General features: G+C 37.7%; 26 protein-coding genes. 4 read left to right on the top strand and 22 right to left on the bottom strand.

Annotated elements, in window-relative coordinates; translation table 11 throughout:
• The first annotated feature begins 73 nt into the window (after positions 1–73).
• From OLM61_RS20140 to OLM61_RS20130, 3 genes are all read left to right on the top strand, one after another.
• Positions 74–1,360 carry a Glu/Leu/Phe/Val family dehydrogenase gene (locus OLM61_RS20140; RefSeq protein WP_264524380.1) on the top strand — a complete coding sequence of 429 codons (1,287 nt, stop codon included), beginning with the start codon at positions 74–76 and terminating at the stop codon, positions 1,358–1,360.
• Positions 1,361–1,539: 179 nt separating this feature from the next.
• Positions 1,540–2,763, top strand: a complete 1,224-nt coding sequence (locus OLM61_RS20135) for a sterol desaturase family protein (protein ID WP_264524379.1) — start codon at positions 1,540–1,542, stop codon at positions 2,761–2,763.
• A gap of 198 nt (positions 2,764–2,961) precedes the next feature.
• Positions 2,962–4,137: a hypothetical protein gene (locus OLM61_RS20130; protein ID WP_264524378.1), complete on the top strand. Its 1,176-nt coding sequence runs from the start codon at positions 2,962–2,964 to the stop codon at positions 4,135–4,137.
• A gap of 37 nt (positions 4,138–4,174) precedes the next feature.
• Here OLM61_RS20130 and OLM61_RS20125 read toward each other — a convergent pair whose 3' ends face one another.
• From OLM61_RS20125 to OLM61_RS20035, 19 genes are all read right to left on the bottom strand, one after another.
• The gene (locus OLM61_RS20125) at positions 4,175–4,609 is read right to left on the bottom strand and encodes a DUF6526 family protein (protein ID WP_264524377.1); all 435 of its coding nucleotides are present in this window, start codon (positions 4,607–4,609) and stop codon (positions 4,175–4,177) included.
• 149 nt (positions 4,610–4,758) lie between these two features.
• Positions 4,759–5,274, bottom strand: coding sequence for a DNA-deoxyinosine glycosylase (locus tag OLM61_RS20120; RefSeq protein ID WP_264524376.1), 516 nt, complete (start codon positions 5,272–5,274; stop codon positions 4,759–4,761).
• 186 nt (positions 5,275–5,460) lie between these two features.
• Entirely contained in the window at positions 5,461–6,660 is a 1,200-nt protein-coding gene (locus tag OLM61_RS20115; protein WP_264524375.1) for an NAD(P)/FAD-dependent oxidoreductase, read from the bottom strand.
• The gene (locus OLM61_RS20110; RefSeq protein ID WP_264524374.1) at positions 6,657–7,145 is read right to left on the bottom strand and encodes a low affinity iron permease family protein; all 489 of its coding nucleotides are present in this window, start codon (positions 7,143–7,145) and stop codon (positions 6,657–6,659) included. The genes OLM61_RS20115 and OLM61_RS20110 overlap by 4 nt, the downstream gene beginning before the upstream one ends.
• Positions 7,146–7,225: 80 nt before the next feature.
• Complete coding sequence (locus OLM61_RS20105) at positions 7,226–8,053, bottom strand: MlaD family protein (protein ID WP_264524373.1); 828 nt, start codon at positions 8,051–8,053, stop codon at positions 7,226–7,228.
• Positions 8,054–8,075: 22 nt separating this feature from the next.
• Positions 8,076–8,852 (bottom strand): ABC transporter ATP-binding protein, encoded by a 777-nt coding sequence (locus OLM61_RS20100; protein WP_264524372.1) that lies wholly within the window; start codon positions 8,850–8,852, stop codon positions 8,076–8,078.
• Positions 8,853–8,854: 2 nt separating this feature from the next.
• A complete protein-coding gene (locus OLM61_RS20095) occupies positions 8,855–9,613 on the bottom strand; it encodes an MlaE family ABC transporter permease (RefSeq protein ID WP_264524371.1) in 759 nt (252 codons plus the stop codon).
• A 252-nt stretch (positions 9,614–9,865) separates the two neighbouring features.
• Positions 9,866–10,339, bottom strand: coding sequence for a DUF1440 domain-containing protein (locus OLM61_RS20090; protein ID WP_264524370.1), 474 nt, complete (start codon positions 10,337–10,339; stop codon positions 9,866–9,868).
• Positions 10,340–10,341: 2 nt separating this feature from the next.
• Positions 10,342–10,848, bottom strand: coding sequence for a DinB family protein (locus OLM61_RS20085; RefSeq protein ID WP_264524369.1), 507 nt, complete (start codon positions 10,846–10,848; stop codon positions 10,342–10,344).
• 15 nt (positions 10,849–10,863) lie between these two features.
• On the bottom strand, positions 10,864–11,241 hold the full coding sequence (locus tag OLM61_RS20080; RefSeq protein ID WP_264524368.1) for a VOC family protein: 378 nt from the start codon (positions 11,239–11,241) through the stop codon (positions 10,864–10,866).
• A gap of 313 nt (positions 11,242–11,554) precedes the next feature.
• On the bottom strand, positions 11,555–11,935 hold the full coding sequence (locus tag OLM61_RS20075) for a DoxX family protein (protein ID WP_264524367.1): 381 nt from the start codon (positions 11,933–11,935) through the stop codon (positions 11,555–11,557).
• Positions 11,936–12,364: 429 nt separating this feature from the next.
• Complete coding sequence (locus OLM61_RS20070; protein ID WP_264524366.1) at positions 12,365–13,102, bottom strand: GNAT family N-acetyltransferase; 738 nt, start codon at positions 13,100–13,102, stop codon at positions 12,365–12,367.
• A gap of 72 nt (positions 13,103–13,174) precedes the next feature.
• A complete protein-coding gene (locus OLM61_RS20065; protein WP_264524365.1) occupies positions 13,175–13,780 on the bottom strand; it encodes a Crp/Fnr family transcriptional regulator in 606 nt (201 codons plus the stop codon).
• A gap of 243 nt (positions 13,781–14,023) precedes the next feature.
• Positions 14,024–14,473 (bottom strand): hypothetical protein, encoded by a 450-nt coding sequence (locus tag OLM61_RS20060; protein ID WP_264524364.1) that lies wholly within the window; start codon positions 14,471–14,473, stop codon positions 14,024–14,026.
• A 488-nt stretch (positions 14,474–14,961) separates the two neighbouring features.
• Positions 14,962–16,380, bottom strand: a complete 1,419-nt coding sequence (locus OLM61_RS20055) for a TolC family protein (protein ID WP_264524363.1) — start codon at positions 16,378–16,380, stop codon at positions 14,962–14,964.
• A gap of 130 nt (positions 16,381–16,510) precedes the next feature.
• Positions 16,511–19,672, bottom strand: a complete 3,162-nt coding sequence (locus OLM61_RS20050; protein WP_264524362.1) for an efflux RND transporter permease subunit — start codon at positions 19,670–19,672, stop codon at positions 16,511–16,513.
• An 11-nt stretch (positions 19,673–19,683) separates the two neighbouring features.
• Positions 19,684–20,904: an efflux RND transporter periplasmic adaptor subunit gene (locus OLM61_RS20045; RefSeq protein ID WP_264524361.1), complete on the bottom strand. Its 1,221-nt coding sequence runs from the start codon at positions 20,902–20,904 to the stop codon at positions 19,684–19,686.
• Positions 20,905–21,147: 243 nt separating this feature from the next.
• Complete coding sequence (locus tag OLM61_RS20040; protein ID WP_264524360.1) at positions 21,148–21,741, bottom strand: TetR/AcrR family transcriptional regulator; 594 nt, start codon at positions 21,739–21,741, stop codon at positions 21,148–21,150.
• 424 nt (positions 21,742–22,165) lie between these two features.
• Positions 22,166–23,113 carry a ketopantoate reductase family protein gene (locus tag OLM61_RS20035; RefSeq protein ID WP_264524359.1) on the bottom strand — a complete coding sequence of 316 codons (948 nt, stop codon included), beginning with the start codon at positions 23,111–23,113 and terminating at the stop codon, positions 22,166–22,168.
• Between the two features lie 113 nt (positions 23,114–23,226).
• Between OLM61_RS20035 and OLM61_RS20030 the strand changes: the two genes are divergently transcribed.
• Complete coding sequence (locus tag OLM61_RS20030; RefSeq protein WP_264524358.1) at positions 23,227–24,063, top strand: helix-turn-helix domain-containing protein; 837 nt, start codon at positions 23,227–23,229, stop codon at positions 24,061–24,063.
• A 66-nt stretch (positions 24,064–24,129) separates the two neighbouring features.
• Here the strand turns inward: OLM61_RS20030 and OLM61_RS20025 are convergent, their stop codons facing one another.
• From OLM61_RS20025 to OLM61_RS20015, 3 genes are all read right to left on the bottom strand, one after another.
• Complete coding sequence (locus OLM61_RS20025) at positions 24,130–25,053, bottom strand: bifunctional helix-turn-helix transcriptional regulator/GNAT family N-acetyltransferase (RefSeq protein ID WP_264524357.1); 924 nt, start codon at positions 25,051–25,053, stop codon at positions 24,130–24,132.
• Positions 25,054–25,261: 208 nt separating this feature from the next.
• Positions 25,262–25,606 (bottom strand): cupin domain-containing protein, encoded by a 345-nt coding sequence (locus tag OLM61_RS20020; RefSeq protein WP_264524356.1) that lies wholly within the window; start codon positions 25,604–25,606, stop codon positions 25,262–25,264.
• Between the two features lie 12 nt (positions 25,607–25,618).
• Positions 25,619–26,050 (bottom strand): DoxX family membrane protein, encoded by a 432-nt coding sequence (locus OLM61_RS20015; protein WP_264524355.1) that lies wholly within the window; start codon positions 26,048–26,050, stop codon positions 25,619–25,621.
• Positions 26,051–26,057: the final 7 nt, after the last annotated feature.

Below are 26,057 nucleotides of genomic sequence, written 5' to 3'. Positions count from 1 at the left end.
GTTTACCAATAGTAAAAACACTTTTTAAAACATAAAGTTCAAAATTAAATCCCCAATTAAAAGATATATAGTTATGAGTGCAGAATTAATAAAACAGAATCCCTTTCAATCGATGATTGATCGTTTTAACGTTGCGGCTGATATTCTTAAATTAGATGAAGCGATCAGACAAAAACTTCAGCGTCCGGAAAAACAAATTGTCGTTAACTTTTCGATTACACTAGACAATGGCTCCGAAAAAAACTTTGAAGGCTATCGCGTTATTCACAATACGGCTTTAGGGCCTTCAAAAGGAGGCATTCGATACGATACAGCAGTAAATCTCGATGAAGTAAAGGCACTCGCAGCCTGGATGACCTGGAAATCGGCTGTAACAGGCATTCCGTTTGGAGGAGCAAAAGGCGGAATTATTTGCGATCCCAGAACGCTTTCTAAAGGTGAATTGGAAAAAATTACAAGAGCTTACACCAAAGCCCTGTCGGATATTTTTGGACCTGAAAAGGACGTACCGGCACCGGACATGGGAACAGGACCCGATGAAATGGGCTGGTTGATGGATGAATTTTCTATTGTTCATGGTAAAACAATTCACGCCGTAGTGACCGGAAAACATTTGCATTCCGGAGGCTCATTGGGCAGAGTAGAAGCAACGGGGAGAGGAGTTAGTATTATAACTTTACTGGCACTTGAAAAATTAAAACTAAGACCTGCGAGATCTAGCGTAGCCATTCAGGGTTTTGGAAATGTGGGATTGCATTCGGCTTTGTTTTTGTTTGAAAAAGGACTAAAAGTTGTTGCGGTTAGTGATGTTTCTGAAGCATTTTACAATCCTGAAGGACTTAATATTCCGGAATTGATTTTGTATTACAACCTGAACAACAAGAGCATTAAAGGATATCCGAATTCGGTTGCCATTAAACACGAAGATTTGTTGTTGTTAGATGTTGACGTACTGATTCCTGCCGCCAAAGAAGATGTAATCACACAAAAGAATGCTCACGATATTCGTGCAAAAATTATTGTGGAGGGCGCCAACGGACCGGTTTCTTCAGATGCCGATAAAATACTGCACGACAATAATGTTTTGGTAGTCCCGGATATTTTGGCCAATGCAGGTGGTGTTACAGTGTCGTATTTTGAATGGCTTCAGAATTCGCTTTTGGAGTCCTGGAGAATTCACCAGATCAATACCCGTTTAGAAGACATCTTGGAAAAGGGATTTGAAACTGTGTTTAGAATCGCTTCCAAACACAATGTTACGCCGCGTATTGCAGCTTATATTATTGCGTTGCAAAAAGTGGCCGACACGCAATCCGTAAAAGAAGTGGCACTGGATACTCCAAAATTTAAGCAGAATTAAAAATTAGATTTTTACCTATAAAGATTGTTTTCATTGATTAATAGTATTTTCAAAAGAGAAGGTACTAATTGATGAAAATATCTTTGTTTAAGAGGAGTAGTAAGCTGTTTACTAATCTTGTTCGACAGGTTGAAGTGTTTTTTTTAAGTTTTTTATGAATTAATAAAGTAATTTTTAGAATGGAACATATTAATTTTCTAGCCTTCGCGATGCCTGCTTTTTTTCTTTTCCTCTTTTTAGAGTACAAGCTTGCACAGCGCCGAAAGAGACCGGAAATTTTTAATTATGAAAGTTCAGTTTCAAATATCAGCATTGGTATTGCAGAGCGTTTAATCAATTTGTTTATCGCGGCCAGTTTTTACCAACTGTATTATTTGATTTATGATAACTATCGAATTTTTGACATTCCAAGCAATGCTTTTGTTTGGATTACCTTAATTCTTGCGACCGATTTTGTCTGGTATTGGTACCATCGATTGGGGCATGAAGTCAATTTTTTCTGGGCCGCACATATCGTGCATCATCATAGCGAAGAGTTTAATTTTACGGCAGCAGCCAGAATTACAACCTTTCAGGCAGTAATCAGAACGGGATTTTGGTGTGTACTGCCGCTGCTTGGTTTTCATCCGTCAATGGTCATTACCATGCTGATTGTGCACGGAGCCTATTCGTTTTTTACGCATACGCAGCTTATAGGCAGAATAAAATGGCTGGAGTATGTTTTTGTAACACCCTCTGTTCATGGCATACACCATGCTTCTGACGAGAAGTATCTGGATAAAAACTATGGTGATATGTTTACTTTTTGGGATCGTCTGTTTGGAACTTTTCAGGAAGAAGAAGAAAAACCAAAGTACGGTTTAACGCATCCGCTCAAGAGCTATAGCTTTTTGTGGCAGCATTTTCACTATTATTTTGAAATCTATGAATTGTGGAAACGCTCTACAGGATTTAAAGCAAAATGGAAGGCGGTGTTTGGCAGTCCCGCGCATATGGATCAGGACATTCGGCCAACCCTGGAGAAACGTTTTTTACAGGATAAGGCAAATCCGCATCAAAGACTTCGGTTTAAGAACTATCTTTATATACAGCTTGGAATCTGTACTTTATTTCTAACCGTTTTTACGTATTATTTTGACTGGCTGTACCTGCCGGATAAAGTTTTTGTGCTTTTAATTATTCTGGTAACCCTGGTCAATTGCGGTGCGCTATTGGAACAAAGAAGATGGATTTACTATCTGGAATACCTGAGAATATTTATGGTAACGACCTATTTTTTATATCAGGAAAATTTACTGTCCTTTTTCTTTATTCCGTTGGCCATTATGATTTTTGCTGAACAGTTATTCTCGTTAAGTACCCATTATCAAAACGTTGTTCTTCAATTGGAACGATCAGAATAATAAAGTTTTCGTCAGAGGAGTTTACGAAAAGACTCTTTTTATGAAAAAAACAGAGCTTTTGACCTGAGTTAGAGGCTCTGTTTTTTTGTATGTTGGATGGACAGAGCAGAGCCGCAACTATTTTTTTCGCGGCAGCGTAGAAAAATTTCATTTTTAAATCGGATTGGCTATATTTGAGAGTAAATTCTCAAATACAATATGGATAAAAAATTAAAGCAATTCTTCGTAAAATCACTTGTAGTACTGTTGTTGATTCATTTAGGTTATTTTTTATATGGCTTTTTTAAGTTTGAAGGTCTTGCCGCTATCAATACTTATTTTGAATTTTACAGATTCAAATTTTATGATGATGTTTCCATTTCCCATTTTTTTATCAGCGGTTTATTTTTATTTTTCTTCCTGATTTTTTTAGTTAAAAAACATTCCCGAAAGGACTATGCTTTTGGCAACTTGCTTAAAATCGGTCTTTTATTGCTGCTGATTTGTTTCTTGAGTTTCTCCTTTTTTATCAGTTACAGTTTTGGACTGAATGCCAAATTACGAAGCGAACTGTCAGAGCATAAATTGAATGAAGACAAAACGTTACTGAATGTTTTGAATCCGTTTTTATACAATTATACCTCATACAGTTCGGAGAAATTATTTAATCCGGTTCATATTTTATGTCCAAAACCATATCCGGTGGTGGAGGAAGTGGATAGTGTTTTGATCTCAAATGGGTATTACAATACAGAAAGCAGGTATTATAGTATCGACACTTTAAAAGTACTGACCAAAGATTTTGATAAAGCTTCGACAGTGACCAGTAGCGTTCTGGATGAATTAGGTTTTGATAAAAAAGAACTTACCGGAAGAATTATAACCAAAAAGACCATTAACGACAGTACCGAAATTATTTTTAAAGGCCAGGAAGTACGTCCTCAGTACGATGACAGCATTTGCATTTTTCTCGAAAACAAGTCACTTTTTAAACCCGTAGCAGGAGTTACACCTGAAAAACAACAGTTGGATGCTGCCGTGCAACGATATAAGCTATTGTACAAATACGGGAAAGATTCGCTGCAGTTGCATTTTCAAAAGTTAGATACACTTCTGAAAAAGTATAAGATCGAAAGTAATATCGTTCCGAAGCAGCTTGCGGCAGATGCTTTTTACTTTAGAGACCATAAGGATGAGATGCTGAATGCGATCAGAAACAATTTTGACCGAAAAGCATTAACGGAGAAATTTTCAACCCTCGAGAGGCTGTTTTACGAACCCAACTATCTGCATCCGTCAATTATAGCGATCTTTTTTGGTGTGATTGCAACGGTTTGGGTGATTCTTTTTCTAATTTATATTTTATTCAATAAGAAAAGAAGAGCTGAGTTGTAACGGTTCTAAGTCAGGTGAACGAGAGATGAATTGCTTTTTATACCCTGTTGTAATCGGCTCTCCAGTGTACGATGGCTTTTTTAATAGCGTCTCCGCTGAGGTTGTTTTTAAGGGCATCCTGAAGCAGAGGCAGAATTTCATTATCGGGAGCAAATCTTAAAGCAAAGATCTGATCGTCGGTTAGTTTGTATTCAAATTCTTCGAGCCTTTTTCCGGTCAGTGTAAAATAGCGATAGCGAAGTTCCAATCGTACAATTCGGTTTTGAAGCGTAAGGGCATAATGCTGGCGCAGCATATACGCAAGGCAGAATAAAAACACAAAACAAACACTGATAAAGCACCAGATAAGGGTGTTTTCGGTAGTGAAAGCAAAATAAATACTGCTTCCTAAAAATAAGACTAAAACCGGATAATAAACAAAATGATGTGGAGTATAAAACCGGATATGATTGTAATAGGTTTGAATTTTCATAATGATATCGTTTTGGTTTTGAATGATATAACAAAGCTACCCTAAAATAGAATAACTTTTTCCAAAAAATGACTAAGCCAACAAATGTTTCTTCTCTAATTTAAAGCTGAGAAGATTTTAGAGGTTTTCGATACTTTTAAGGAAGTACTTTAATCGGTGTGAAGGGTGTCCGGATTACGGTGTTGTGCGCCAAGAGAAAATCTCCATTCTTCCAGTTTAGACTGATAGGTTTTACCAGCGTTTGCAGGACTTGTGGAGGGTAAGGTGATGAGTTGATACGTTTTTTTCAGTTGAACATATTTTTTGAAGAATGCTGCCGCTTTTTGTCCGTTAAAAAGAATAGTGGTGATCTTGGGATGCTGTTGCAAAAACGTTTCAAAATCATTTGCGGTTTCATTTTTTATAGCGCTATCCAAACTTCCCACTCTTTCGCAATGCTGTAAAACATCCCATACAGCAATATTATTTTTTTGCAGCAGCGTTTTTCGAATTTCATAATCGTTCGAGAAATCCTCTTTCAAAATGGCAAACATAAATTTCCAGAAATTATTCTGATTATGTCCGTAATATTGGTTTAATTCCAGTGATTTTGTTCCGGGCATTGTCCCTAAAATCAAAATAGTAGCCTCTTTGTCGGATAAAGGAGAGAATGAAAAACTTTTCATGAATAGTGCGTTTGTACCGCAGTAAAGTAAAGACTTTAAACGTTAATTTTAAAGCGTTTCATTAAAACTTTGAGAAGAAAGTGATGTTCGTATTATTTGCAGTTTAGCTTCAATAACCAGCTTTTAGAATACAACAAAAAACCTTTGAACCTCTGCCACTTTGCCTCTTTGCCCCTCAAAAAAAAGCTATCTCCCAAACCGATAATAATCTAAATCCTGATTTTTGGTATTGTTAATCGAGTCCAGTATCGAGTTCATACCTATGACGCTAAAAGTAATTCCGTTTCCGCCAAAACCCAGTACATAATGCTCATTTTTATGGGGATCGGGTTTCCCAAAATAGGGAAGTCCGTCTTTTGTTTCTCCAAAAGTTCCGGCCCACGAATAATCGATTTTGAAATCAATATCCGGAAATTTTCGCTGGAACTTCTTCAATAAAAGCTGCTCTTTTTTGGGTAATAATTTATCACGCTTTACAGGGTTTTTAAACTCTTCATCACCACCGCCCATAATGATGCGATTGTCGGAAGTCGCTCTAAAATAGAGATAGGGAGAGGAGGTATCCCAAAAAATTGCATTTCGGAACGCTGCCGGCAGAACGGGCAGGCTTTCGGAGGCAATGACATAAGTGCTTTTTAGGTCTACGACTTTTTCTTTGAGTGTTTCGGTGCTTTCGTAACCACTACAATGTATGATATGATCTGCGGTAATGTTGTAGTTGTTTTCAGTACTGGCAATCAGTTTCCCGTTTTGCTTTTCTATAGCAGTAATGTTGGTTCTATCCAGAATTTCCATGCCTTTTTTTTGACAGTAGATCAGCAAATCATTGGCGAGTTTAAAAGGATCCATCACGGCCGCAGTTTTAGATTCGATTGCTGCGAGGGCATTTAAACCCAGTTTTTCGAGATCCCATTTTTCCAGCCAGTTCACATCAAATCCATGTTCTTTTCGGGTGTTGAATTCAGCTTTCAGAAAGGGAAGATCTTTTTTTAACGAACAATAATAAATGCTTTTTTTGAATTCAAACTGACAGTCGCTTTTTATGGTATCGATTATCGTACGAAGGTCAAAAATTGCCTTTTTACCGTTTCTATAACTGTCAAGGGCACAGTTTAACCCTCTCATTTCGATGAGTTCGTGTAAGGAAACATCAATTTCATATTGCAGTAAAGCTGTACTTGCCGCGGTACTTCCGTTGCAAATATCACGACGATCCACCAATATAATTTTTTTTCCTTCAGCAATTAATTTGTAGGCGATCAGGGCTCCGGTTATTCCGCCGCCGATGATTAAAATTGCTGTGTTTTTGTCGGAATCGATAGAAGGATAGCTGGTTTTCATAGCATTCCTCAGGAGCCAGAAAGTTTCGGTCGATCGTAGTTTCATTTTTTAGTGCGATTTGGGGTACGGGATTTTGTTCGGGTTTTGTCTTTTCGCTGGTGCTGCTCGTGGGCTTCTGCAATCGAATGTGAGTTTCTGATGCTCTCATCTTTTTTGGCAAGCGCACTAAGATGCTGGTAGTATTTCTGCACAATAATCATTTCTTCTTCCGTCATACTTTCGATATCTACCAAACTGTTGCTTGAGTATTCGTTGGAAGCAACCAGCTCGTTTAGTTTTAACTGAATGGCAAGTGAATCTTTATTTTGCGCTTTCTGAATTAAAAAAACCATCAGAAAAGTAATAATAGTAGTTCCGGTATTAATCACCAGTTGCCAGGTTTCCGAATAACCGAAAAAGGGTCCCGAAATTGCCCAGATGACCACAATTAAAAAGGCACTAATAAAAGCAGGAGTACTTCCTGCCGCCTTAGAAACATGGGTGGCGAATTTCTCAAAGGTACTGCTTTTATTTTGTTTCTTCGTTTTCATTGTAGTTTTGTTATGTTATATTTTTGTTTGTAAATACCTAATAATGTGTAGTTTGTGTTTTTATTTGTTGGCAAAAACAACTATGATTTTTCTTTTCCGGCAGCTGCTTTTTTAGCCTCTTCTTCCTTTTGCTTTTCCTGTTTTTGTTTCTCGTCTTTCGCTTTTTCTTCTTTCTCTTTGTTGGCTTTTTCCTGCTGCTCTTCCTTTTTCTCTTTGGCTTCCTCTTTCTGTTTTTCCTTTTCTTTCTCTTTTTTTCTAAAGTATCCTCTCAACAGGAAATTACTTTTGGCAGCTTCCATATTATCACTAAAACCTTTGGTACCACTTTCCAGATTCGAAAGGGTATTCGAAACGCTATTCGCCATCTTATCATCGCGAACCAGTCTGGCCAGAGCACCGTTTCCGTTGTTCATGCTATGACTGAAAATGGCCAGTTCGTTTGAAATAACCCCTACATTGTCAACACTTTTCTTGACACTTTTCATGATGTCCTGCATTTCGATTCCGTCGATTGAAGCTATGGCACCATTGTTTTCAATTGCCTTTTGTGACTTTACACCGGGAGAAATAGTCAGGACTTTGTCTCCCATCAATCCGTCCGAACCAATACTGGCGCGGGCATCTGTTTTGATAAATTCCCGAACATCGTCTTTAATGACCATTGAAACCACTACAGACGAGTCGTTAATCAGTCTGATTTCTTCGACCGTACCGATATTGATTCCCGAAAAGCGAACATTATTGCCCACTTCTAAACCGCTCACAGTTTTAAATCGGGAGCTAATGTGAAAGGTGGAGCCAAAGAGGTTTTTTTGTTTCCCTATAAAGTATATGGCCATTATAAAAAGTAGCAATCCAATTGCTACAAACATTCCTAATTTCCAGGTATATCCAGATTGTTTATCCATGATTTCTACTATTTATTTTGCTTTATTCAAAGAATGAGCGTACCCATTCGTCTTCGTTTTTTTCCAGTTCTTCATAAGTTCCTTCGGCATGTATGACGCCATCTTTCAAAACCATAATCCGGTCAGCAGTCAATTTTGCGCAGGCCATATCGTGGGTAATAATGATCGAGGTCGTTTTGCGCTTGTGCTTAATGTCCAGAATTAATTCGCTTATTTCCCGGGAGGTTATAGTGTCTAAGCCAGTTGTAGGCTCGTCGTATAAAATGATTTCCGGTTGTAAGATCAAGGTTCTGGCCAAGCCAATTCTTTTTTGCATCCCACCCGATAATTCGGCTGGCATTTTATCGATGGCATCACTCAAACCTACGTTGTCCAGCGCTTCCATCACTTCATGCTCGACTTCTTCTGGCGTTAAATCCCTATTGTGTTTTTGTAAAGTGAAAGCCAGATTTTCGCGTACCGACATTGAATCGTACAAAGCGCCACTTTGAAACAAAAAACCAATTCGGACTCTGATTTTATTGAGCTCCGGTTTGGTTAGGTTCAGCACATTTTCGTCAAACACTCTTATTTCGCCCTGATCCGGAGTTATTAGTCCTACGATGCATTTTATGGTGACCGATTTTCCGGAACCCGAACGTCCCAGAATCACTAAATCTTCTCCTTTATTGACGGTCAGATTTACACCCTGTAAAACGGTATTATCGGTACCAAAAGTTTTGTGCAAATCCCTGATCTCTATGATTGGAGTTTTGCTTTTTTCTTTTGTAGTGGCTTTATTTTCTTTTTCTTTAATCATGGTTAAAAGAATAAATCGGTTATTTGAACGGCAACCATATCGATAATAAAAATGCTGAGGGAAGCCGTTACCACTGCTGAATTGGCTGCTTTACCTACACTTTCAGTTCCGTTAGAGGCATTAAACCCTTTAAAACATCCTATCATTCCGATAAAGAATCCAAAAAAGAAAGTTTTAATCGTGGCGGGAATGAGGTCTAAATACTCCAATGACTGTAGAATCTGAGTCAGATAACGATAAAAATTAACATCCCCATGAATATTAATTCCAACATAACCACCTAGTATCCCTACCGCATCTGCAAAAATGACTAAGATAGGAACCATTAGCGTGCAGGCTAAAATTCGGGTCACTACCAGATAATTGTACGGATTAATGGCGGAGACTTCCATCGCATCAATTTGCTCTGTTACTTTCATCGAGCCCAGTTCGGCACCAATTCCGGAGGAAATTTTTCCGGCGCAGATCAAAGCCGTAATTACAGGAGCAATTTCTCTTATGAGCGAAAGGGCTACCATTCCGGGCAACCAGGATTCTGCCCCAAAATTAACAAGTGTCGGACGTGATTGCAGCGTGAGGACCAGCCCCATAATGAAACCGGTTATGGCCACCAAAGGCAATGATTTATAGCCAATGGCATAACATTGTTTGATAAACTCTCTGGCCTCATAAGGAGGCACAAAAACCTCCTTAAAAAACTGCTTGGCAAACAACGTTGCATTTCCTATTTCGGTGAATGTATTTTTTATAGTGAGAATCAAAATGTTGTGTTTTAAGAATTAAATCAAAAATCGGCTGATACGAATTTTTAAAAGGCGGATTTCCTTCTTAGTATCAAAGATTAAAGTTACCTGATTACTGAAGTATAAATCTTACACAACTTTTTTGGAAGTTTATATAATTAACATTGTATGAGCAAAATAAAAGTAGAAAAGTTACGTTAAGGGGCTAAAAACAAAAAAATCCCTTTGTATGAAAAGGGATTTTTGACGTTTTGTATTTCAGGTTTACCGTTAGGACTGCGTCTGAAAACTATAATATTTTCGCGTTATAAGTGCAATGGGAAGTCCGATGCAGAACATCAGAATCAACATGGACAGGAATAACGGGAAATCTAAGTGTTTTTCGGGAAGCACAGGAAAGGTAATTGGCAATACAATTAGATTCATAATGATCCAGACGAATATTCCATAGAGGAATCCTGAAACAACTGCACTTTTTTTGAGAAATGGCAAATAAGGATAAATGATAAAATAAAACCAGGCGAAGCTTAGTGCAATTAAGTAATGGAATCCAACACCGAAGAGTGCCATTAATGAGCCTCCACTGTAGGCTTCTTTTTTAAAAACGCCGCTTGCAATGGATTGCAACAGTTTTATTGCAGTGGTTTTTTGGAGTATAAAAGCATAAACTGTAATGGCTGCCGTCAGGTCTAATGTCCCGGCAACGAGCCAGGAGGTTAAAATGGTTTTGGTTTTGGATCTCATATTTAGTTTTTTACAACATTATAAACGTTTTGCAATTGATTTAAATGTCTTTTGGAGTGCATGACACAGAAGTTTAATAACTCGTAGATTGTTAAATTTCCAATACCCGGTATTTCAAAATCCATACAGGTGAGTGTTAAATCATAATTTTCGGCAATATCCTGCATTTCCTTTTCAATTCTTTGAAGACTCGAAAGCAACTCGGTTTTATCATATTCGCGGTCTTCGGGATATATAAAATCAGGGGAGTTGTATTTGGTGCTGAAATTGAGAAATATCTCTTTGATTAGAGGAATTTTTTCGTCGTAGTTGGCGGGAAGTTTTTGTGTATTCGCTTCGCAAACCTGACGCAGCCCTGAGGTCGATTTTATAATATGACGGGCAACCTGTCCGCCAGTCCAGCTTCCTTCAAACGGTACTTGATTTACTTCGTTCTGCGTAAAAAGAGAAAGCGTATCGTAAAATTGTCCGATAGTAGTGGTAATGTCTTGTTTTAATTCCGTTTTCATAAGTGTTTTTTGTTTTTAAGAAAGAATTGTAGTGATCCACCAGACATTCCCAAACGGATCGGTAACGCCGCAAGTTCTGCCATACTCTTTATCGCTGACTCCCATTATGCTGGTAGCACCATTTTCTAATGCTTTTTTATAGGTTTCATCGACATTCGGGACATAAACAAATAGGTTAGCGGTTTGTCTGGGCCAGTCTTCCACTACGTCTGTAACCATGATAGTACTTCCGGTTATGATAATTTCGGCATGCATAACCGTTCCGTCTTCGCGCAGTACATGATCGGAAGAAGTTGTTGCATTAAATACTTTTTTAGTAAATTCTATAAATTGTGACGCGCCATTTAAGATTAAATAAGGCATAATGGTCTGATGTCCAGCCGGTAGATTCATTTGGTATGGTTTGAAGGTTGATAGTGTTTCAAATTTACAAATTTTATTTACAAAACTTTATAAATCAGTTGTTTGTATTATTTCTAAAGATTTATAACAGAACTTCACAGTGATAGCCGTAGGAGCCAAGAAGTTCTATTATTTTTTGATTCGAAATTGACGATGCATGTATGCGTAAAATTTTATCACAGTCTTCTAAATCAAAATTAATAAGACTATCAGGAAAATGTTCAAGAAGTTTCCTCACAATCAAAAGCGATTGCTCCACTTCCTGAACATTTGTTTTATAAACTTCTATCATCACGCCAAACGTTTACAAAGCGATGTTTTTGTAACGTTCTATTTTATGATAATAGACGTAAGAGATCGCCAGAATTACTAAAAAGATCAAAGGGAAAAAGGCCTGAAAATTGATTCCGTCGACCGCAGCATGGCTTATGGAGGCAAATATGAAGTCGAAACCAAAACCGGCATAAGCCCATTCTTTTACGTTTTTTGGAATTGACGGTATCACGAGCACCAGAACTCCAAGGATTTTAAAAACGACTAAGGCATTTCCGAAATACTCAGGATAGCCTAAATGTTTGATTCCTTCTTTAGCCAATTCGGTTTGTGAAGTTAAAGCCGGCATAACGCCTTCGAATAAAAAGATAATGGTAGTAGTAATCCAAAAAATAATTTTCGCTTTTTTCATGGGGTTGTTTTTAAAAGGTTGTTAATTAATTCATTACAAACTTACGATTCTTATCTTTTGGTTGGAATACACATTTACGACTATTTTAGGGGCATTTGGGACAGAGAGAGGGTAATTAGGTAATTAGACAATTAGATAATTAGATTTTTGGAGCCTGAAACTTGAAACTTGAACCTTGGAACTTGGAACTTGGAACCTGAAAACTCTCGCTCAGCCTGGTCTCCTCACTTCATACACAGTTTTGTCATTTCGACCAAAGGGAGAAATCACACCAGAAACTCCGCAAACTAAGTCGATAATCTCTGTTGCTCCTCGTATGTGATTTCTGTATGTGATTTCTCGTTCCTCGAAATGACAAGATTGCGTAAACTTGAAACCTGAAACCTGAAACCTGAAACTTGTAATTTTTAATTTAACCCCAAAGGATATTTAATTCGCGTTTAAAACATAATTTTTAATAACAAACAAATCTTCAAAACCTAATCTGGTGTAAATGTCTTTTCCCATGGCAGAGGCTTGTAGTAAGGCATAATCTGCCTTTAAATCGATAGAAAGATTGAGTGCATATTTCATGATTTCTTCGGCGAAACCTTTTCGGCGCATTTCCGGAATGACTCCAAGACCATGAATTCCGACTGTGTTTTGAGTCTGAAACAGCATAAAAGTCCCGATGGGCTGTTGGTCTAAAGAAACCAGATAGAACTGAACATCCTGATGATTATGAATCAGAATTTCTTTGCTGATCACATAACCAAAAGCATGGGGATACAAATCGGACCAAATTTTAGCATCCTGTTCTGTGGAAACTCTTTTAAAAGTCAGCTGGTGTTGCAGTGAAAATTTCTGATCTAATTTTAAAGCCATCGCTACCTGCTCGCTTTTTAATTGGAAACCGTAGGCATCCAGTATTTCGTACGATTTGGTTCCGAAGATGTCCCAATAAGCAAAAGCCAGTTCTGAATTGGCCTGCAGGATTGTACTAATTTCGGTAACATCCTTTTTAGAGATGTCATTTCGAAACCACAATTTATTGGGCCAGCCTGAATTTTCGATTTTGCTATATTCAAAAAGAGCAGTGGTATGATAGGATAGGAAAGAGCCGCTAACGGTTTTCCACAATTCAGTAAGATTGTTTATGTTGTCCTCGATTAAGTTTACATTTTTCATTTTGATACTTGTTATAAGAATATAAGACAAAGATACTTCCGGCTTTTATGGGAAACCTTTACATATGTTGATTTACAAATCTTTTTCGAGATTTTTTCGGATACGGCTTAGCTGGGTAGGCGTAATTCCTAAGTGTGAGGCGATATGAAGCAGCGGAATGCGCTCTGAAAGATCGGGATGGTTCGACAAAAGATGCAGGTATCTTTCAGTAGCATTCTGCATGACCAGTGCTATCTCGCGCTGTTCTTTTTCGATCACCCAGTTTTTTTCTAAGTAGGCGATGTAATAATTTTTCAGATCATTGTGCTGGTCGATGAGCGCTCTGTATTTTTTGTAGTCAAGCTGAATCAAAATAGAATCTTCAAGTGCTTCAAGGGTAAAATGAGAGGGAGTTTGCTGTAACAATGAAGCCTTCGAACCGGCAAAATGGCCTTCGAGGAAAATGTTTTTATTATAGAGATTACCCGCGGCATCAGTAATAAAAGACCGTAAAGCACCTTGGACTACAAAATAAATCTCTTTTGCAATTTGTCCGCTCTCTAATAAAACCTCTCCTTTTTTAATGGATTGAATTTCGGTGATGTCCTCGATTAACTGCCAGGAAGCTGCTGAAATCGGAGCGTAGCTTTCGAATTTTAGTTTTAAATCATTGAGGTATTGATCTTGATGGATTGACATTTTTAGTGAAATTTTACCTATCAAAAATAAGGAAATATTACGGATTATTGGGTACGCGGATGACGCGGATTCGCTATCGCGAAGACACGGATTGATGCGGATTTTTTTATGCGTAATCTTGTCATCCTGACGGAGGAAGGCTCAACCATAGTAAAAAAAACCGCCAAAAAACTTTTACGTTTTATAGCGGTTTAATATGAATAGCTCTTTACCGTTTAGGTCTAAATCTCTTTGTCTTGAAATTTAATCGGCATAATGATAAATACTTTTTTTAATCGTATCTTTTATTTTTTCAAGCGTAACTTCGGTCACACCACCTTCATAATTCATAGTAATGATGACTTTTTCTTTAGTGATTTCGTAATCAATGGAGATCAATCCGTTTTTATTTACGGGTACAGATTTGCTTTCGTTGGGGATTGTACTTAAAAAATTAGCAGATTCTTCAACCTCTTTATTCTGAATAATGTTTTGATAGACCTGAGCAAGATCCGTGTTTTTTAGGATGCATTCTTTTCCGGAACCCATTTCTACTTCGATGTCTTTACAATCTTCTTTTTTCTCTTCTACTTTTTTTACAGTAGAATTTGTCTTTACCGGTTCTTTTGTCGCTTTTACTTCTTTTTCCGAATTGTTTTCTTTACAGTTTGTAAATAGTAATGCTAAAATTGCAATGCATGCGATTCTTTTCATGGGTTTTAATGTATTGATTAAGAGGTTTGTTTTATTTTTTATTACTATTCGATGCGATATTCATTGTCTGGAGCCATTTTTTGAAGACATGACGATATCAAAAGTAAGGAAATATTACGGATTAAAGGGTACGCGGATGACGCGGATTCGCTACCGCGAAGACACGGATTTTTACTGATTTTTTTATGCGCAATCTTGTCATTTCGAGGAACGAGGCTCGAGCGATAGCGAACAGGCGAAGCAAATCACAAGTGTGTATCGACAAAGGTTAGTGAAATATCTTGCGGAGTTACTTGTGTGATCCTTCCTTCGCCAGGATGACAAGATTGCACATAAAAGATTGCGAATAAAAAAATCCGCGTCAATCTGCGTTTTTCGAAAAGCGAATCCGCGTCATCCGCGAGCCATCAATTAGCCCCATAAAAAAACACCATGAAACTAAAAGTCTCACAGCGTTTTCATCTCAAAAAATAAATAATTAACGGGTATTATTTCCAACCACCGCCTAAGGCGCGATACAACTCGGTATTGGCAGATAGTTGTTCTCTTTTTATGTTGGCGAGTTCCAGTTCGCTTTGCAATAAATTCGATTGCGCAGAAAGCACTTCAAGGTATTCCGCCATACCATTTTTGAATAACAGATTGGCATTTTTTATAGCCTGCTGTAATGTTTTTACACGTTGTTGCAAAAACGATTCCTGTTGCTGCAGTTTCTCTACTTTTACCAAAGCATCAGAAACCTCACTAACGGCTACTAAAACAGCTTGTCTGAAAACAAAAACAGCTTTTTCTCTTTCGGCAACGGCAATATTGTATTGAGTTTTCACCTTTTTATTGTTCAGTAAAGGCTGTGTTAATCCTCCTGCAACAGTTCCGAACAAAGAGGCCGGAATGTTGAACCAATTGCTGGTTTCGAAAGAATTTACGCCACCCTGAGCAGTAATTCTAAGGGCAGGATACAAATTGGCTTTTGTGACTCCCACGTTCGCATTGGCTGCTTGAAGAGCCAGTTCGGCGCTTTTTACGTCCGGTCTGCGGCTTACTAATGAAGACGGAATTCCGATCGCATTATTGGTTTTAACTTCCATCGCACTCAAACGAAGACTTCTTTGTTTTGAGTTAGGAAAAGAGCCTGTTAAAACACTCAAAGCATTTTCCTGAATCGCTATGTTTTGTTCCAATAACGGAATCAATTGTGCAGCGTTTAATTTTTGTGCTTCTGATTGCTGAATCGCTAAGGAAGTGACCTGACCTGCATCGTATTTTAATTTGATAATGTTGGTGGTACTATCGTTTAATTTTAGATTTTGTCTGGCAATATCCAATTGGGCATCCAACATTAAAAGATTGTAATATCCTTTCGAAACATTGGCAACAATAGTGGTCTGCAAAGCTTTTTTAACTTCTTCTGATTGAAGATAACCGGCAAAAGCCCCTTTTTTCTGGTTCTTTATTCTCCCCCAAATATCAGCTTCCCAAGAAAGTGTGGCACCGGCTGTAAAATCGTTAATGTGGTTCTGACCCAATGCCTGACCTAAATTCTTTCCGGTAAAACTATTGTCTGACGGATTGCTGCTGCTAGCCGCTACCGATAAATTCACCTCAGGAACATTTCCCCATTTCGATTGTGTAAATCGGTAATGTGCGATCTCGATGTTTTTAGTAGCAATTTGCAGATCGTTATTTCGGGCAACCGCACTGTCGATTAACTGAATAACATCTTTCTCGGTAAAGAAGTTTTTCCACTCCGTGTCTCCGATACTGGCCGTATCTTTTGAAACCGATGCATTCCTGAAATTTTCAGGAAATGCATCTTTTGGAGTTTCAATATCCTTCGAAACCTTACAGGATATTAAGGTAGTGATCAAAATAGCGATCATTACGATTTTGGTTATATGATTTTTCATTTTAAATGCTGTCATTAAATTTCTGTACAAGTATCTTTTCTGTTTTCAAGATCTCTTGAAATTTTATAGGAGATGTATCCGATGCCAATGATTATGGCTACGAGTACTGTTGTGATATAGTTTTCCATTTTTATTTTTCTTCGTTATGAATTACGGCTACCGGTTTTCCGGAAACCTTTTCTTGTAAATGTTGGAAGATGATGAATAAAACCGGGATGATAAACAATCCTAGAATTACCCCTGAAATCATACCTCCGGCGGCACCAATACTAATCGAATGGTTACCTTGTGCTGATGGGCCTTTGGCACTCATCATCGGGATTAATCCCACAACAAAAGCCAGTGACGTCATGATAATTGGTCGCAAACGCAGTTTTGCAGCATCGATTGAAGCTCTGATCAGGGGCTGACCTGATTTTCTCTTCTGAACGGCAAACTCTACAATCAGAATCGCATTTTTAGCGAGCAATCCAATTAACATTACCAGTGCAACCTGTACATAAATGTTGTTTTGAATTCCGGTTAAACCAATGGCTACAAATACTCCAAAAATACCTGCAGGGATTGAAAAGATTACGGCCAAAGGCAAAATGTAACTTTCGTACTGTGCAGCAAGTAAGAAATAGATGAATATCAAACACAGTAAGAATATCGTTGCGGATTGTCCTCCGGAAGAAATCTCTTCACGGGTTTGTCCTGAAAACTCAAAACTATAACCTGCAGGTAATTGTTGTGCGGCCACTTCTTCGATTGCTTTAATGGCATCTCCTGAACTAAATCCTGGTTTCGGAATGGCATTAATCGAAATTGAATTAAACAAATTGTATCGCGAAGCGGTTTCAGACCCATAAATACGGCTTAGTTTTACCAAAGTATTTATAGGCACCATTTCGCCGGTTTTGTTTTTTACAAAAACTCTGTCAATAGAGGAGGGGTCAGCTCTGTCGGCAATATCAGCCTGAACGACCACTCTGTAATATTTACCAAATCGGTTAAAATCAGAGGCCTGTGCACTACCAAAATAAGTTTGCATGGTTTGTAAAATGTCTTTTACGTTCACACCCAATTGATTGGCTTTTTCGTCATTAATATCCAGTTGAAGCTGCGGATAATCGGCTTTGAAACTTGTAAAAGCTACCGCAATTTCCGGACGTTTCATCAATTCTCCGATGAAGCTTTGAGAGACACCGCTAAACTTATCCAATTTGCCTCCGGTTTTATCCTGAAGAACCAAATCTAAAGCTTCAACGTTACTAAATCCGGGAACAGTAGGGAAGCTGAATACAAAGAAACTTCCGCCGCTAATACTTCCTAATTTTCCCTGAACATCGGCCATTATTTCGTTGATTCCTTTGATTTTTCCACGCTCTTCATCCGGCTTAAGCAAGACAAAAATAACGGCAGAGGATGGACTGGTAGAATTCGTTAATAAATTGAATCCTGAAATCGCTGTTACAAATCGTGATGATTCGTCGTTTCTTAGTAAATTCTCCGCCTGAGTCATTACTTTTTGTGTTCCGTCAAGAGAGGTTCCCGAAGGAGTGTTCACTGCAATCGCAATGAATCCTTGATCTTCTGTAGGTATAAATCCTGTCGGAGTCGTTTTTACCATTACAATTGTTGCCACTGTAATTAATGCTAAACCACCTAAGCTCAACCATTTTCTGCGAATTAAAAATTTCAACCCTCCAACGTAACGATTGGTTAAGGAATCAAAACTTTTGTTGAATGCGCTGAAGAATTTCTCTTTAAATCCTTTTTTCTCATAAGCAGCATCTCCGGAAGCACCGTGATTGTCTTTTAAGAATAAGGCAGCAAGTGCCGGACTTAAAGTTAAAGCGTTTACCGCCGAAATTACAATTGCAATTGCCATCGTAAAAGCAAACTGACGATAGAAAACTCCCGTAGAGCCTTCCATAAAACCAACCGGCAGGAATACAGCAGCCATTACCAGCGTAATTGAGATAATAGCACCCGTTATTTCGTGCATTGCTTCATGTGTGGCTACTTTTGGAGACAAATGTTTGTGCTCCATTTTGGCATGCACGGCTTCGACGACCACAATGGCATCATCGACCACAATACCAATCGCCAGAATTAAAGCGAATAGCGTTAGCAGGTTGATCGAAAATCCGAATAACTGCATGAAGAAGAACGTTCCTAAAATTGCTACAGGTACAGCAATAGCCGGGATTAATGTCGATCTAAAATCTTGCAGGAATATAAATACTACAATGAATACTAATATAAATGCTTCGATTAAAGTATGTTCCACCTGTTCAATCGATTGATCCAGCGAAACTTTTGTACTATAGAAAATATTGTGTTTGATTCCCTTAGGGAAATCTTTAGAGGCTTTCACCATCAATTTATTGATCGCCACCTGAATATCGTTGGAGTTAGAACCCGCCAACTGAATGATACCAATTACAACCCCTTTTTTACCGTTCAAACGCGTTAAACTGTTATAGGAATAAGCACCAAGCTCAACTCGGGCAACATCTTTTAAACGCAGTACTGAACCATCTGCGTTGGATCGAATAGCAATATTTTCATATTCTTCCGGTTTGGTTAGTTTCCCTTTATATTTGATTACGTATTCGAAAACCTCTGTACTTCTTTCTCCAAATTTACCCGGAGCCGCTTCCAAACTTTTGTCCTGAATCGCGCTCATGATTTCGTTTGGAGTCACTTTGTAAGTTGACATTTGCGTTGGATTTAACCAAACACGCATGGAGTAATCTTTTACCCCTCCAAAAATACTGGCCGATCCAACACCGGGAATACGTTTGATCTCCGGAATAATATTGATCTGCGCATAATTGGCCACAAACGTTTGATCGTACTTTGATTCGTCGTCGGTGTACATACCAATTGCCATGATAAAACTGTTTTGTTGTTTGGCAGTGGTTACCCCTTGCTGTACAACTTCGGCTGGCAATTGACTGGTGGCCTGAGCGACTCTGTTTTGTACGTTTACAGCTGCCTGATCGGCATCGGTTCCTAATTTAAAGAAAACGGTAATAGCCAAAGATCCGTCGTTACTGGCTGTCGAACTCATATAGGTCATGTTCTCAACACCGTTGATAGATTCTTCTAAAGAGGGTGCCACCGAACGTAAAACCGTTTCGGCATTAGCTCCGGGATAGACCGCCGTTACCAAAACCGATGGCGGCGCAATATCAGGAAATTGTTGTAAGGGCAATTTCGTAAGTCCAAGTACCCCCAGGATCACCAATAAAATGGAGATTACGGTTGCCAGTACAGGTCTTTGTATAAATATTTTGAACATTTGCGTGAAAATTATTTTTTAGTAATTACTTGGGCAACTTTTGTGGCCGGTTTTTCAGGCTGAATTAGTTGTCCTTCCTGAAGTTTGTCGATACCGCTTAACACAATCTGATCACCTGATTTTACACCATCTTTGATCAGGTAGTTGGTACCGCTTTTGCCAACAACCGTGATTGGCATTTTGTTTACTTTGTTTTCTTTGTTAACAGTGAAAACAAAAATTTTATCCTGCATTTCAACAGTAGCCGATTGTGGTATCAAAACCGCATCGTCATGGTGAAGGCCTAAACGAATTTTTCCTGTATTTCCTGAGCGTAAAGTCCCACCTGTATTAGGAAAAGTAGCTCTTAGTGTAATGGCTCCGGTTGTTTTATCAAACTGACCGTCTACCATATCGATTTTTCCGGTTTGAGGATAAGCGTTATTATCTGCTAAAATCAAAGTTACAGGAGGCAGTTTCTTAATTTTATCACCAAGACTGCTGCCGGCGTATTGCGCTTTAAAATTGATGAAATCGGTTTCACCCAAAGAGAAATAAGCAAAAACTTCATGTACATCTGATAAGTTCGTTAAAGGTTCAACATCAGTTGCCGAAACTAAACTTCCTTGTTTTTTAGGCAATCTTCCAATGTACCCGCTTACAGGAGCTGTAACATTGGTATATCCTAAATTGATTCTGGCCGAACCCACCATTGCTTTAGCCTGTTCGATATTGGCAGCTGCAATTTTTTGAGTCGCTTTGGCTGTTTTTAACTGATAATCAGAAACTACTTTGTTTTGTACCAAAGGCGTTAATTTATCTACTTCTAACTGAGCGTTGATTAAAGCAGCTTCGGCAGCGTGAAGATTAGCCAGCGCATTGTTTAATTGTTCGCGGAAAGGACGTTCGTTTATTTTGAATAAAGTCTGACCTTTATTAACGTAAGCACCTTCGTCTACATAAACTCTTTCCAGATTTCCACTCACCTGAGGGCGAATTTCAACATCTACGGTTCCTTGTATAGAGGCAGGATATTCAGCATCTGTAGTGGTGTTTTCGCTTCTAACGGCCAAAACAGGTAATAAAGGTGCAGCAGGAGCTGCCGGGGCTTGCGATTTATCTGCACAACTACTTAGTACGAGTGCCAGAATAAAACTGGTTATGATAACATTTTTCATTTTACTATTGGTTTTAATTTGTTGAACATTTTTTGAGATTAATTGATGCGGTATTCTGGCATTCCGGGAATTCATATTTAATTATATTAAATTATCTAACGTCGTTAAGCAATTAAGCCTGAAATTCTATACAGTAAGCCCTTCCAGTTCTATTCTAAAAACTGGTATTAAATTATTTATCACTGTTAAGTAAAATGAGAAAAAAAGGTTTCTAAATTACTCTATTAAATTATTTATCACTGTTAAGTAACAAGGCAAAGGTATTTTTTTATCAGCTATTAAATCATTTATCACTGTTAAGTAAAAATGAAATTTTTTTTATTGTATTGATTTTATGATACCACCAATCGCATCTTTCAGGATCTGAGCGTTAATGGTTTCGAGGATGTCACTTTTGTTAATGATATTAATGGCAATCAGACCATGAATAACAGAAAAGAAAGTAAAATATTTTTGTTTGATAATATCTTCACTCGGATTACTGTTCTTCATTACTTCAGCAATTACCGAAGTAAACAGTTTGTAAGGTGCTTCCTGAGCCGAACATCGTTGTGCACAGCAGGTCATTTGAACACCAAACATTAATTGGTACATTTCAGTATTACTGAAAGCAAAATCCCAGTAAGTCATCCACATGGCTTCTAACTGATCTTCGGGGTTTTCAAACTTATCTTTTGCAGTTTGCAACTCCTTCGTTAGTTTTAAAAAACCTTTACCGGTAAGTTCTTCAAGTATTGCTTCTTTATTCGAAAAGTATTCGTAAATAATTGGAGCAGTATATTCAATTCTGTCGGCAATTTTACGCATACTCAAACCATTCCAGCCTTCTTCTTTTACGATATCATAAGCAGCGCCAAGAATGTTATTTCTTGTCTCTTCTTTTTGTCTTAAAATTCGATCTTTACTAGCCATTTTATTTGAGTATTAAATTGTTTAACACCGTTAGGCAAATGTAGGACGGTTTTTCTGATTATGAAATAATTTTGTCATAATATTTTCTTATCGTGTCATAGATATGCTCTGAAAAACTCGTTAAGGCTTTATTTTACTCGATTTTTAAAGATATATTTTTTTTAAGGAGCAGCAGGTTTTTGCGTTTTTAAGACCGGATGTCCTGCTTTTCGCTATATCTTTTTCTGTCTAAAGAAGCCAGAAAAAGGATACCGCTGCAATCAGGGCTAGATAAGACGAGTCATTTTTATAAGATTAACAATTTTAATTAGAAGTAAAATTCCGAAAGAAGGATCAATTTTACAGAGCCGGATTGAAAAATCCAACTCTGCAAAATTGACAAAAACAAAGCTTCTTTTTAAGCTCCTTTAGCGATGCATTATTTTCAAGACACTTCACTTGAGGATGAGATCCCATAAGCAGCTTCTATTTTTTCGTTTACACGATGGTAATAAGGAGTTTCAAGTTGATGTTTATTTGAATTTTCAATAACATAATCTACCAGAAAACGTTTTTCGGTCTGGTTCTTATTTTCAAAATCCAATTGTAACGATGATTTGGACTCAAACGGAAATTTAGTCAATAAATCTTTAGAAGTTTCAATGTCCTGAACGGTTAAACGAATGTTACTTCTGCCTGCCAGTGACTGAATTTCGAGCATCATATTTTCAAGAATGTGCATCAAATCCGGATCTTGTAATAATTGCCCAAAAGTAACTTTGTATGCTGAAGTTATTGCGGCAACAGGCGCAACAAACAAATATTTCTTCCATAAAATTTCATTGATATGGGCAACATAAGTAATGTCTAAACCTCCATCGGTTAAGAGATTGATTAGAAAGTTATTTTCTTTTCCACCAATAAAAATTTTCCCGGGTCCTCCAATATGCTGAACATATCCGGGTTTCTTAACATTGGAAGCCACATAGATACACCCTTCCATAATCTGACCAGCTTCTGGTAAAGCTTCCCGAATAATTTCGCCAGCATTTACTACATTTTGCAGGGTGATTATTGTGGTTTCGGGACCTATACACTCTTTGTAGCTTTGTAGTATCGCGCTTATAGAATAGGATTTACAGCTGAGAATTAACACATCCAGGATTCCAATTTCTATTGGATTATCAGATACCAGATCCGGAAATACAGTTTCTGTTGTGCCTTTAGATTCAAACCGTAAACCCTCATGTTGTATTTGGTTTTTGGTTTCACCTCTGCAGATGAATATGATTTTGACAGCACTGTCTTTATATTTTTTTGCCAAAGGAGCACCAACAAATCCGCCAATTCCGCCAATCCCAAGAACTCCTATTTTTGTTATATCTGATTTCATACTGTATGGTTTAAGATTTTAAATTACACCCAATGGGTATACTACAAAGTAAATGGGTTCGAACTTAGTAAATGATGTAAAAATATAGGTTATATTTGTAAAAATTAAGGATTATGGAAAAGACCTTTTTTATATACAAAGATTTCGAAATTTACTCGGTCGAAGAATTAACCTGGAAGAAAGAGGTGCACAGACACAACTTTTTCGAATTACTATATATTGAATACGGGACAGGCAACCACATCTTAAATTCGATTCATCATCACTATAAAGAGCGTGATATTTATTTGCTTACACCTAGAGATTATCATTCTTTTAAGACACTTGAGCCTACCAAATTTCATTGCCTGCGTTTTCTGCCTAATTTTTTCTCAAATAAGAAAGAAATCGAAGAAATCGAAAAGTTGTTTTATTACCACAATCAAACTCATGGGAATCTGGTTTTTCTTGAAGAGGATAAAACGTTTTGCGAAATGGTGATTGTAAAAATACTGGAAGAAGTTGACCAACAAAAGCTGAAGAGCGAAGTTATCATCAAAAGTCTGATGATGTCATTAATTCAGATCATCCGAAGAGATGCGAACATGCACGAAAGTAACCTGCATGCCAATACCAGCGAGGTTTTAAAAATTGATACGATTTTAAATTACATTCGTTTTAATATCGCTAATCCCCATTTGCTGAAGAAAAAAGAAATGGCCAATCATTTTAATGTTTCCGTCAATTACATCGGCGAATATTTTAAAACCCATTTAAACATTACTTTGCGGGATTATATCGAGCAAACGAAACTCAAGGTTGTCAGTGAGAAATTGAGCAGAAGTACTTTGACTTTTTCGGAAATTAGTAACGATTTAGGATTTATAGATAGCAGTCATTTCAATAAATTTATGATGCGAAGTACCGGAATGTCTCCTTCAGAATTTAAAAAGTCATTGAGTCTTTCTTAGTAGTATTGCGGTTACCTGCTAAAAAAGACTCGTTGTTATTTCATTTCACATCTCACATCTCACATTTTACATCTTCACATAATCCATTTCCACGTGCTCAATTCCGGCATCAAGGAAAAAATTATCGGTTTGTTTGAATCCGTTTTTGATGTAAAAGCGACTTGCATTGACCTGTGCGTACAAATAAATTTTCTCTTCGCCTTTTAAGTCAGACAAGATTTTTTGCAGGATTGCTTCACCAATTCGCTGCCCGCGGTAGGAATTCAAAACAGCAATTCTTTCGATTTTGAAACCTTTTTCCATTTTTCGGTATCGTGCTGCCCCGGCCGGTAAGCCATTAACAGTCGCGAGGTAGTGAACGGCGCCTTCATCATCCATAGATTCGCGTTCCTGCGAAACATTTTGTTCCTCTACAAATACTTGTCGGCGAATGGCAAAGGCAATTTCTACTAATTTGTTATCGTCAATCTTCTCGACTTTTATGGTATTTTCTGTTGTTTTTTGAGCAGTGTCGCTCTTCATTTCTTTAATTGTTGTCATTCGGTCAAAAAGATTTTTTGTTTTCAGATTCTGATTTACTTCGTTTATGGCTTTAAATAAATTATTTTCGGTATCGGTTAGTTCAATCAAAGCTTCGGTCATAATTTGCCACAATGGCTGCAATTGATCGATCATCTCGTTGGCTTTGTCAGTAAGAGTAATCAGGCGTTTTCTTTCGTCTTTGGCGTCTTTGGCAGAGCCAATCAATTCTTTTTTTTCCAGTTCTTTGAGTAACGAAATAGTAGTAGGATGAGAGTAACCAACTTCCTGTGCAAGTTCGACAACGCTTATGGCTTTTTTCTGCGAAAGCACATACACCACCGGAAACCATTTGGGCTCAAAATCGATGTTCTGACTTTTGTAAAATAACTGCGCTTCCTTTCTCAGGTTTTCATTCAAACGCTGCAAAAGATTGCCTAATACCAATGATTTTGATTTTTCTAATACCATAAATATAATTTATATTCAAATTTACGTAGTTAACTACATATATTCAAAAAGGAAATTAAATTTTAAGATTTTTTTATATTTTGTGACTGTAGCAAAGCTGTAAAAAAACAATTTGCAGGACCGGATAAAAAAGGGGTCCTGCAAAATGGTTGGGGTTGGTGTTTTTTTGTGAAATGTGAAATGTGGAATGTGAGATGTGAAATGTTGGTTATTTTAGTATCACGACTTCTTCAGGAACTTTAAATAATAATACACAACCGGTTTTAGAAAACACAGAGTGACTGCTTCCCGGCGGCATATACATATAATCTCCTGTTTTTAACTCGTCTTTTCCGGAGCGGACTTCACCTTCAAGTACATAAATTTCTTCTCCGGCAGGATGCACATGATTGGGGTAGGAGGCGCCCGCTTCGAATTTTAGTAAAAAAACAGTGGGTCTGTTTGTAGTGGCGTCAAAGTGTAACGACTTGGCAAAAATACCGTCCGTTTTTACACCTTCTTCAATAAGAATTTTCCAATCTGTTTCGCTGCTTCTTGTGATTTGTTTTTCCATTTTGCTTATTTTTTAGTTTGTTTTATTTTTCGAAATGATTTGATCTAAACTCCAGTGGTATTTTTCCATAGTCGACAAAAGAAGCGCGGCCATTGAAAATGTAAATACAGAATAATCTAAAGGATCTTTAATTCCAAAAGAATAGGTCATGGCGAGCGCAAATACTAAAGTTAGTATAGCCGCCGCAACAGCCGCATATTTCGTTTGATAGCCAAGCAATAGGAGTAAAGCCAAAAGGGACTCTATAACGGTGGATAGAATGGCAAGGGCAGGAATGCAGTTTTTTGGAGCAAAAGAATTTACTTTTTCGGTATAAGCTAAAAAGTTTTCCCAACCTGAAGACTGTTCTCCCCACAAACCTAACCGACTAGAAACGGCAGATAAAAATCCTGCTGCTAAGGCCATTCGCAACAGCAAGACGGCATGATCCTGATATCTTTTCATAAACTAT

The sequence above is a fragment of the Flavobacterium sp. N502536 genome (assembly GCF_025947345.1).
GTDB lineage: Bacteria > Bacteroidota > Bacteroidia > Flavobacteriales > Flavobacteriaceae > Flavobacterium.
The sequence above is the reverse complement of the archived record's forward strand: the minus strand, read 5'-3'. Positions and strand labels throughout refer to the sequence as shown.

Coding starts and splice junctions, on each gene's coding strand:
- OLM61_RS20140 (WP_264524380.1), top strand. CDS start 74: ATGAGTGCAGAATTAATAAAACAGAATCCCTTTCAATCGATGATTGAT.
- OLM61_RS20135 (WP_264524379.1), top strand. CDS start 1,540: ATGGAACATATTAATTTTCTAGCCTTCGCGATGCCTGCTTTTTTTCTT.
- OLM61_RS20130 (WP_264524378.1), top strand. CDS start 2,962: ATGGATAAAAAATTAAAGCAATTCTTCGTAAAATCACTTGTAGTACTG.
- OLM61_RS20125 (WP_264524377.1), bottom strand. CDS start 4,609: ATGAAAATTCAAACCTATTACAATCATATCCGGTTTTATACTCCACAT.
- OLM61_RS20120 (WP_264524376.1), bottom strand. CDS start 5,274: ATGAAAAGTTTTTCATTCTCTCCTTTATCCGACAAAGAGGCTACTATT.
- OLM61_RS20115 (WP_264524375.1), bottom strand. CDS start 6,660: ATGAAACTACGATCGACCGAAACTTTCTGGCTCCTGAGGAATGCTATG.
- OLM61_RS20110 (WP_264524374.1), bottom strand. CDS start 7,145: ATGAAAACGAAGAAACAAAATAAAAGCAGTACCTTTGAGAAATTCGCC.
- OLM61_RS20105 (WP_264524373.1), bottom strand. CDS start 8,053: ATGGATAAACAATCTGGATATACCTGGAAATTAGGAATGTTTGTAGCA.
- OLM61_RS20100 (WP_264524372.1), bottom strand. CDS start 8,852: ATGATTAAAGAAAAAGAAAATAAAGCCACTACAAAAGAAAAAAGCAAA.
- OLM61_RS20090 (WP_264524370.1), bottom strand. CDS start 10,339: ATGAGATCCAAAACCAAAACCATTTTAACCTCCTGGCTCGTTGCCGGG.
- OLM61_RS20085 (WP_264524369.1), bottom strand. CDS start 10,848: ATGAAAACGGAATTAAAACAAGACATTACCACTACTATCGGACAATTT.
- OLM61_RS20080 (WP_264524368.1), bottom strand. CDS start 11,241: ATGAATCTACCGGCTGGACATCAGACCATTATGCCTTATTTAATCTTA.
- OLM61_RS20075 (WP_264524367.1), bottom strand. CDS start 11,935: ATGAAAAAAGCGAAAATTATTTTTTGGATTACTACTACCATTATCTTT.
- OLM61_RS20070 (WP_264524366.1), bottom strand. CDS start 13,102: ATGAAAAATGTAAACTTAATCGAGGACAACATAAACAATCTTACTGAA.
- OLM61_RS20065 (WP_264524365.1), bottom strand. CDS start 13,780: ATGTCAATCCATCAAGATCAATACCTCAATGATTTAAAACTAAAATTC.
- OLM61_RS20060 (WP_264524364.1), bottom strand. CDS start 14,473: ATGAAAAGAATCGCATGCATTGCAATTTTAGCATTACTATTTACAAAC.
- OLM61_RS20055 (WP_264524363.1), bottom strand. CDS start 16,380: ATGAAAAATCATATAACCAAAATCGTAATGATCGCTATTTTGATCACT.
- OLM61_RS20050 (WP_264524362.1), bottom strand. CDS start 19,672: ATGTTCAAAATATTTATACAAAGACCTGTACTGGCAACCGTAATCTCC.
- OLM61_RS20045 (WP_264524361.1), bottom strand. CDS start 20,904: ATGAATTCCCGGAATGCCAGAATACCGCATCAATTAATCTCAAAAAAT.
- OLM61_RS20040 (WP_264524360.1), bottom strand. CDS start 21,741: ATGGCTAGTAAAGATCGAATTTTAAGACAAAAAGAAGAGACAAGAAAT.
- OLM61_RS20035 (WP_264524359.1), bottom strand. CDS start 23,113: ATGAAATCAGATATAACAAAAATAGGAGTTCTTGGGATTGGCGGAATT.
- OLM61_RS20030 (WP_264524358.1), top strand. CDS start 23,227: ATGGAAAAGACCTTTTTTATATACAAAGATTTCGAAATTTACTCGGTC.
- OLM61_RS20025 (WP_264524357.1), bottom strand. CDS start 25,053: ATGGTATTAGAAAAATCAAAATCATTGGTATTAGGCAATCTTTTGCAG.
- OLM61_RS20020 (WP_264524356.1), bottom strand. CDS start 25,606: ATGGAAAAACAAATCACAAGAAGCAGCGAAACAGATTGGAAAATTCTT.
- OLM61_RS20015 (WP_264524355.1), bottom strand. CDS start 26,050: ATGAAAAGATATCAGGATCATGCCGTCTTGCTGTTGCGAATGGCCTTA.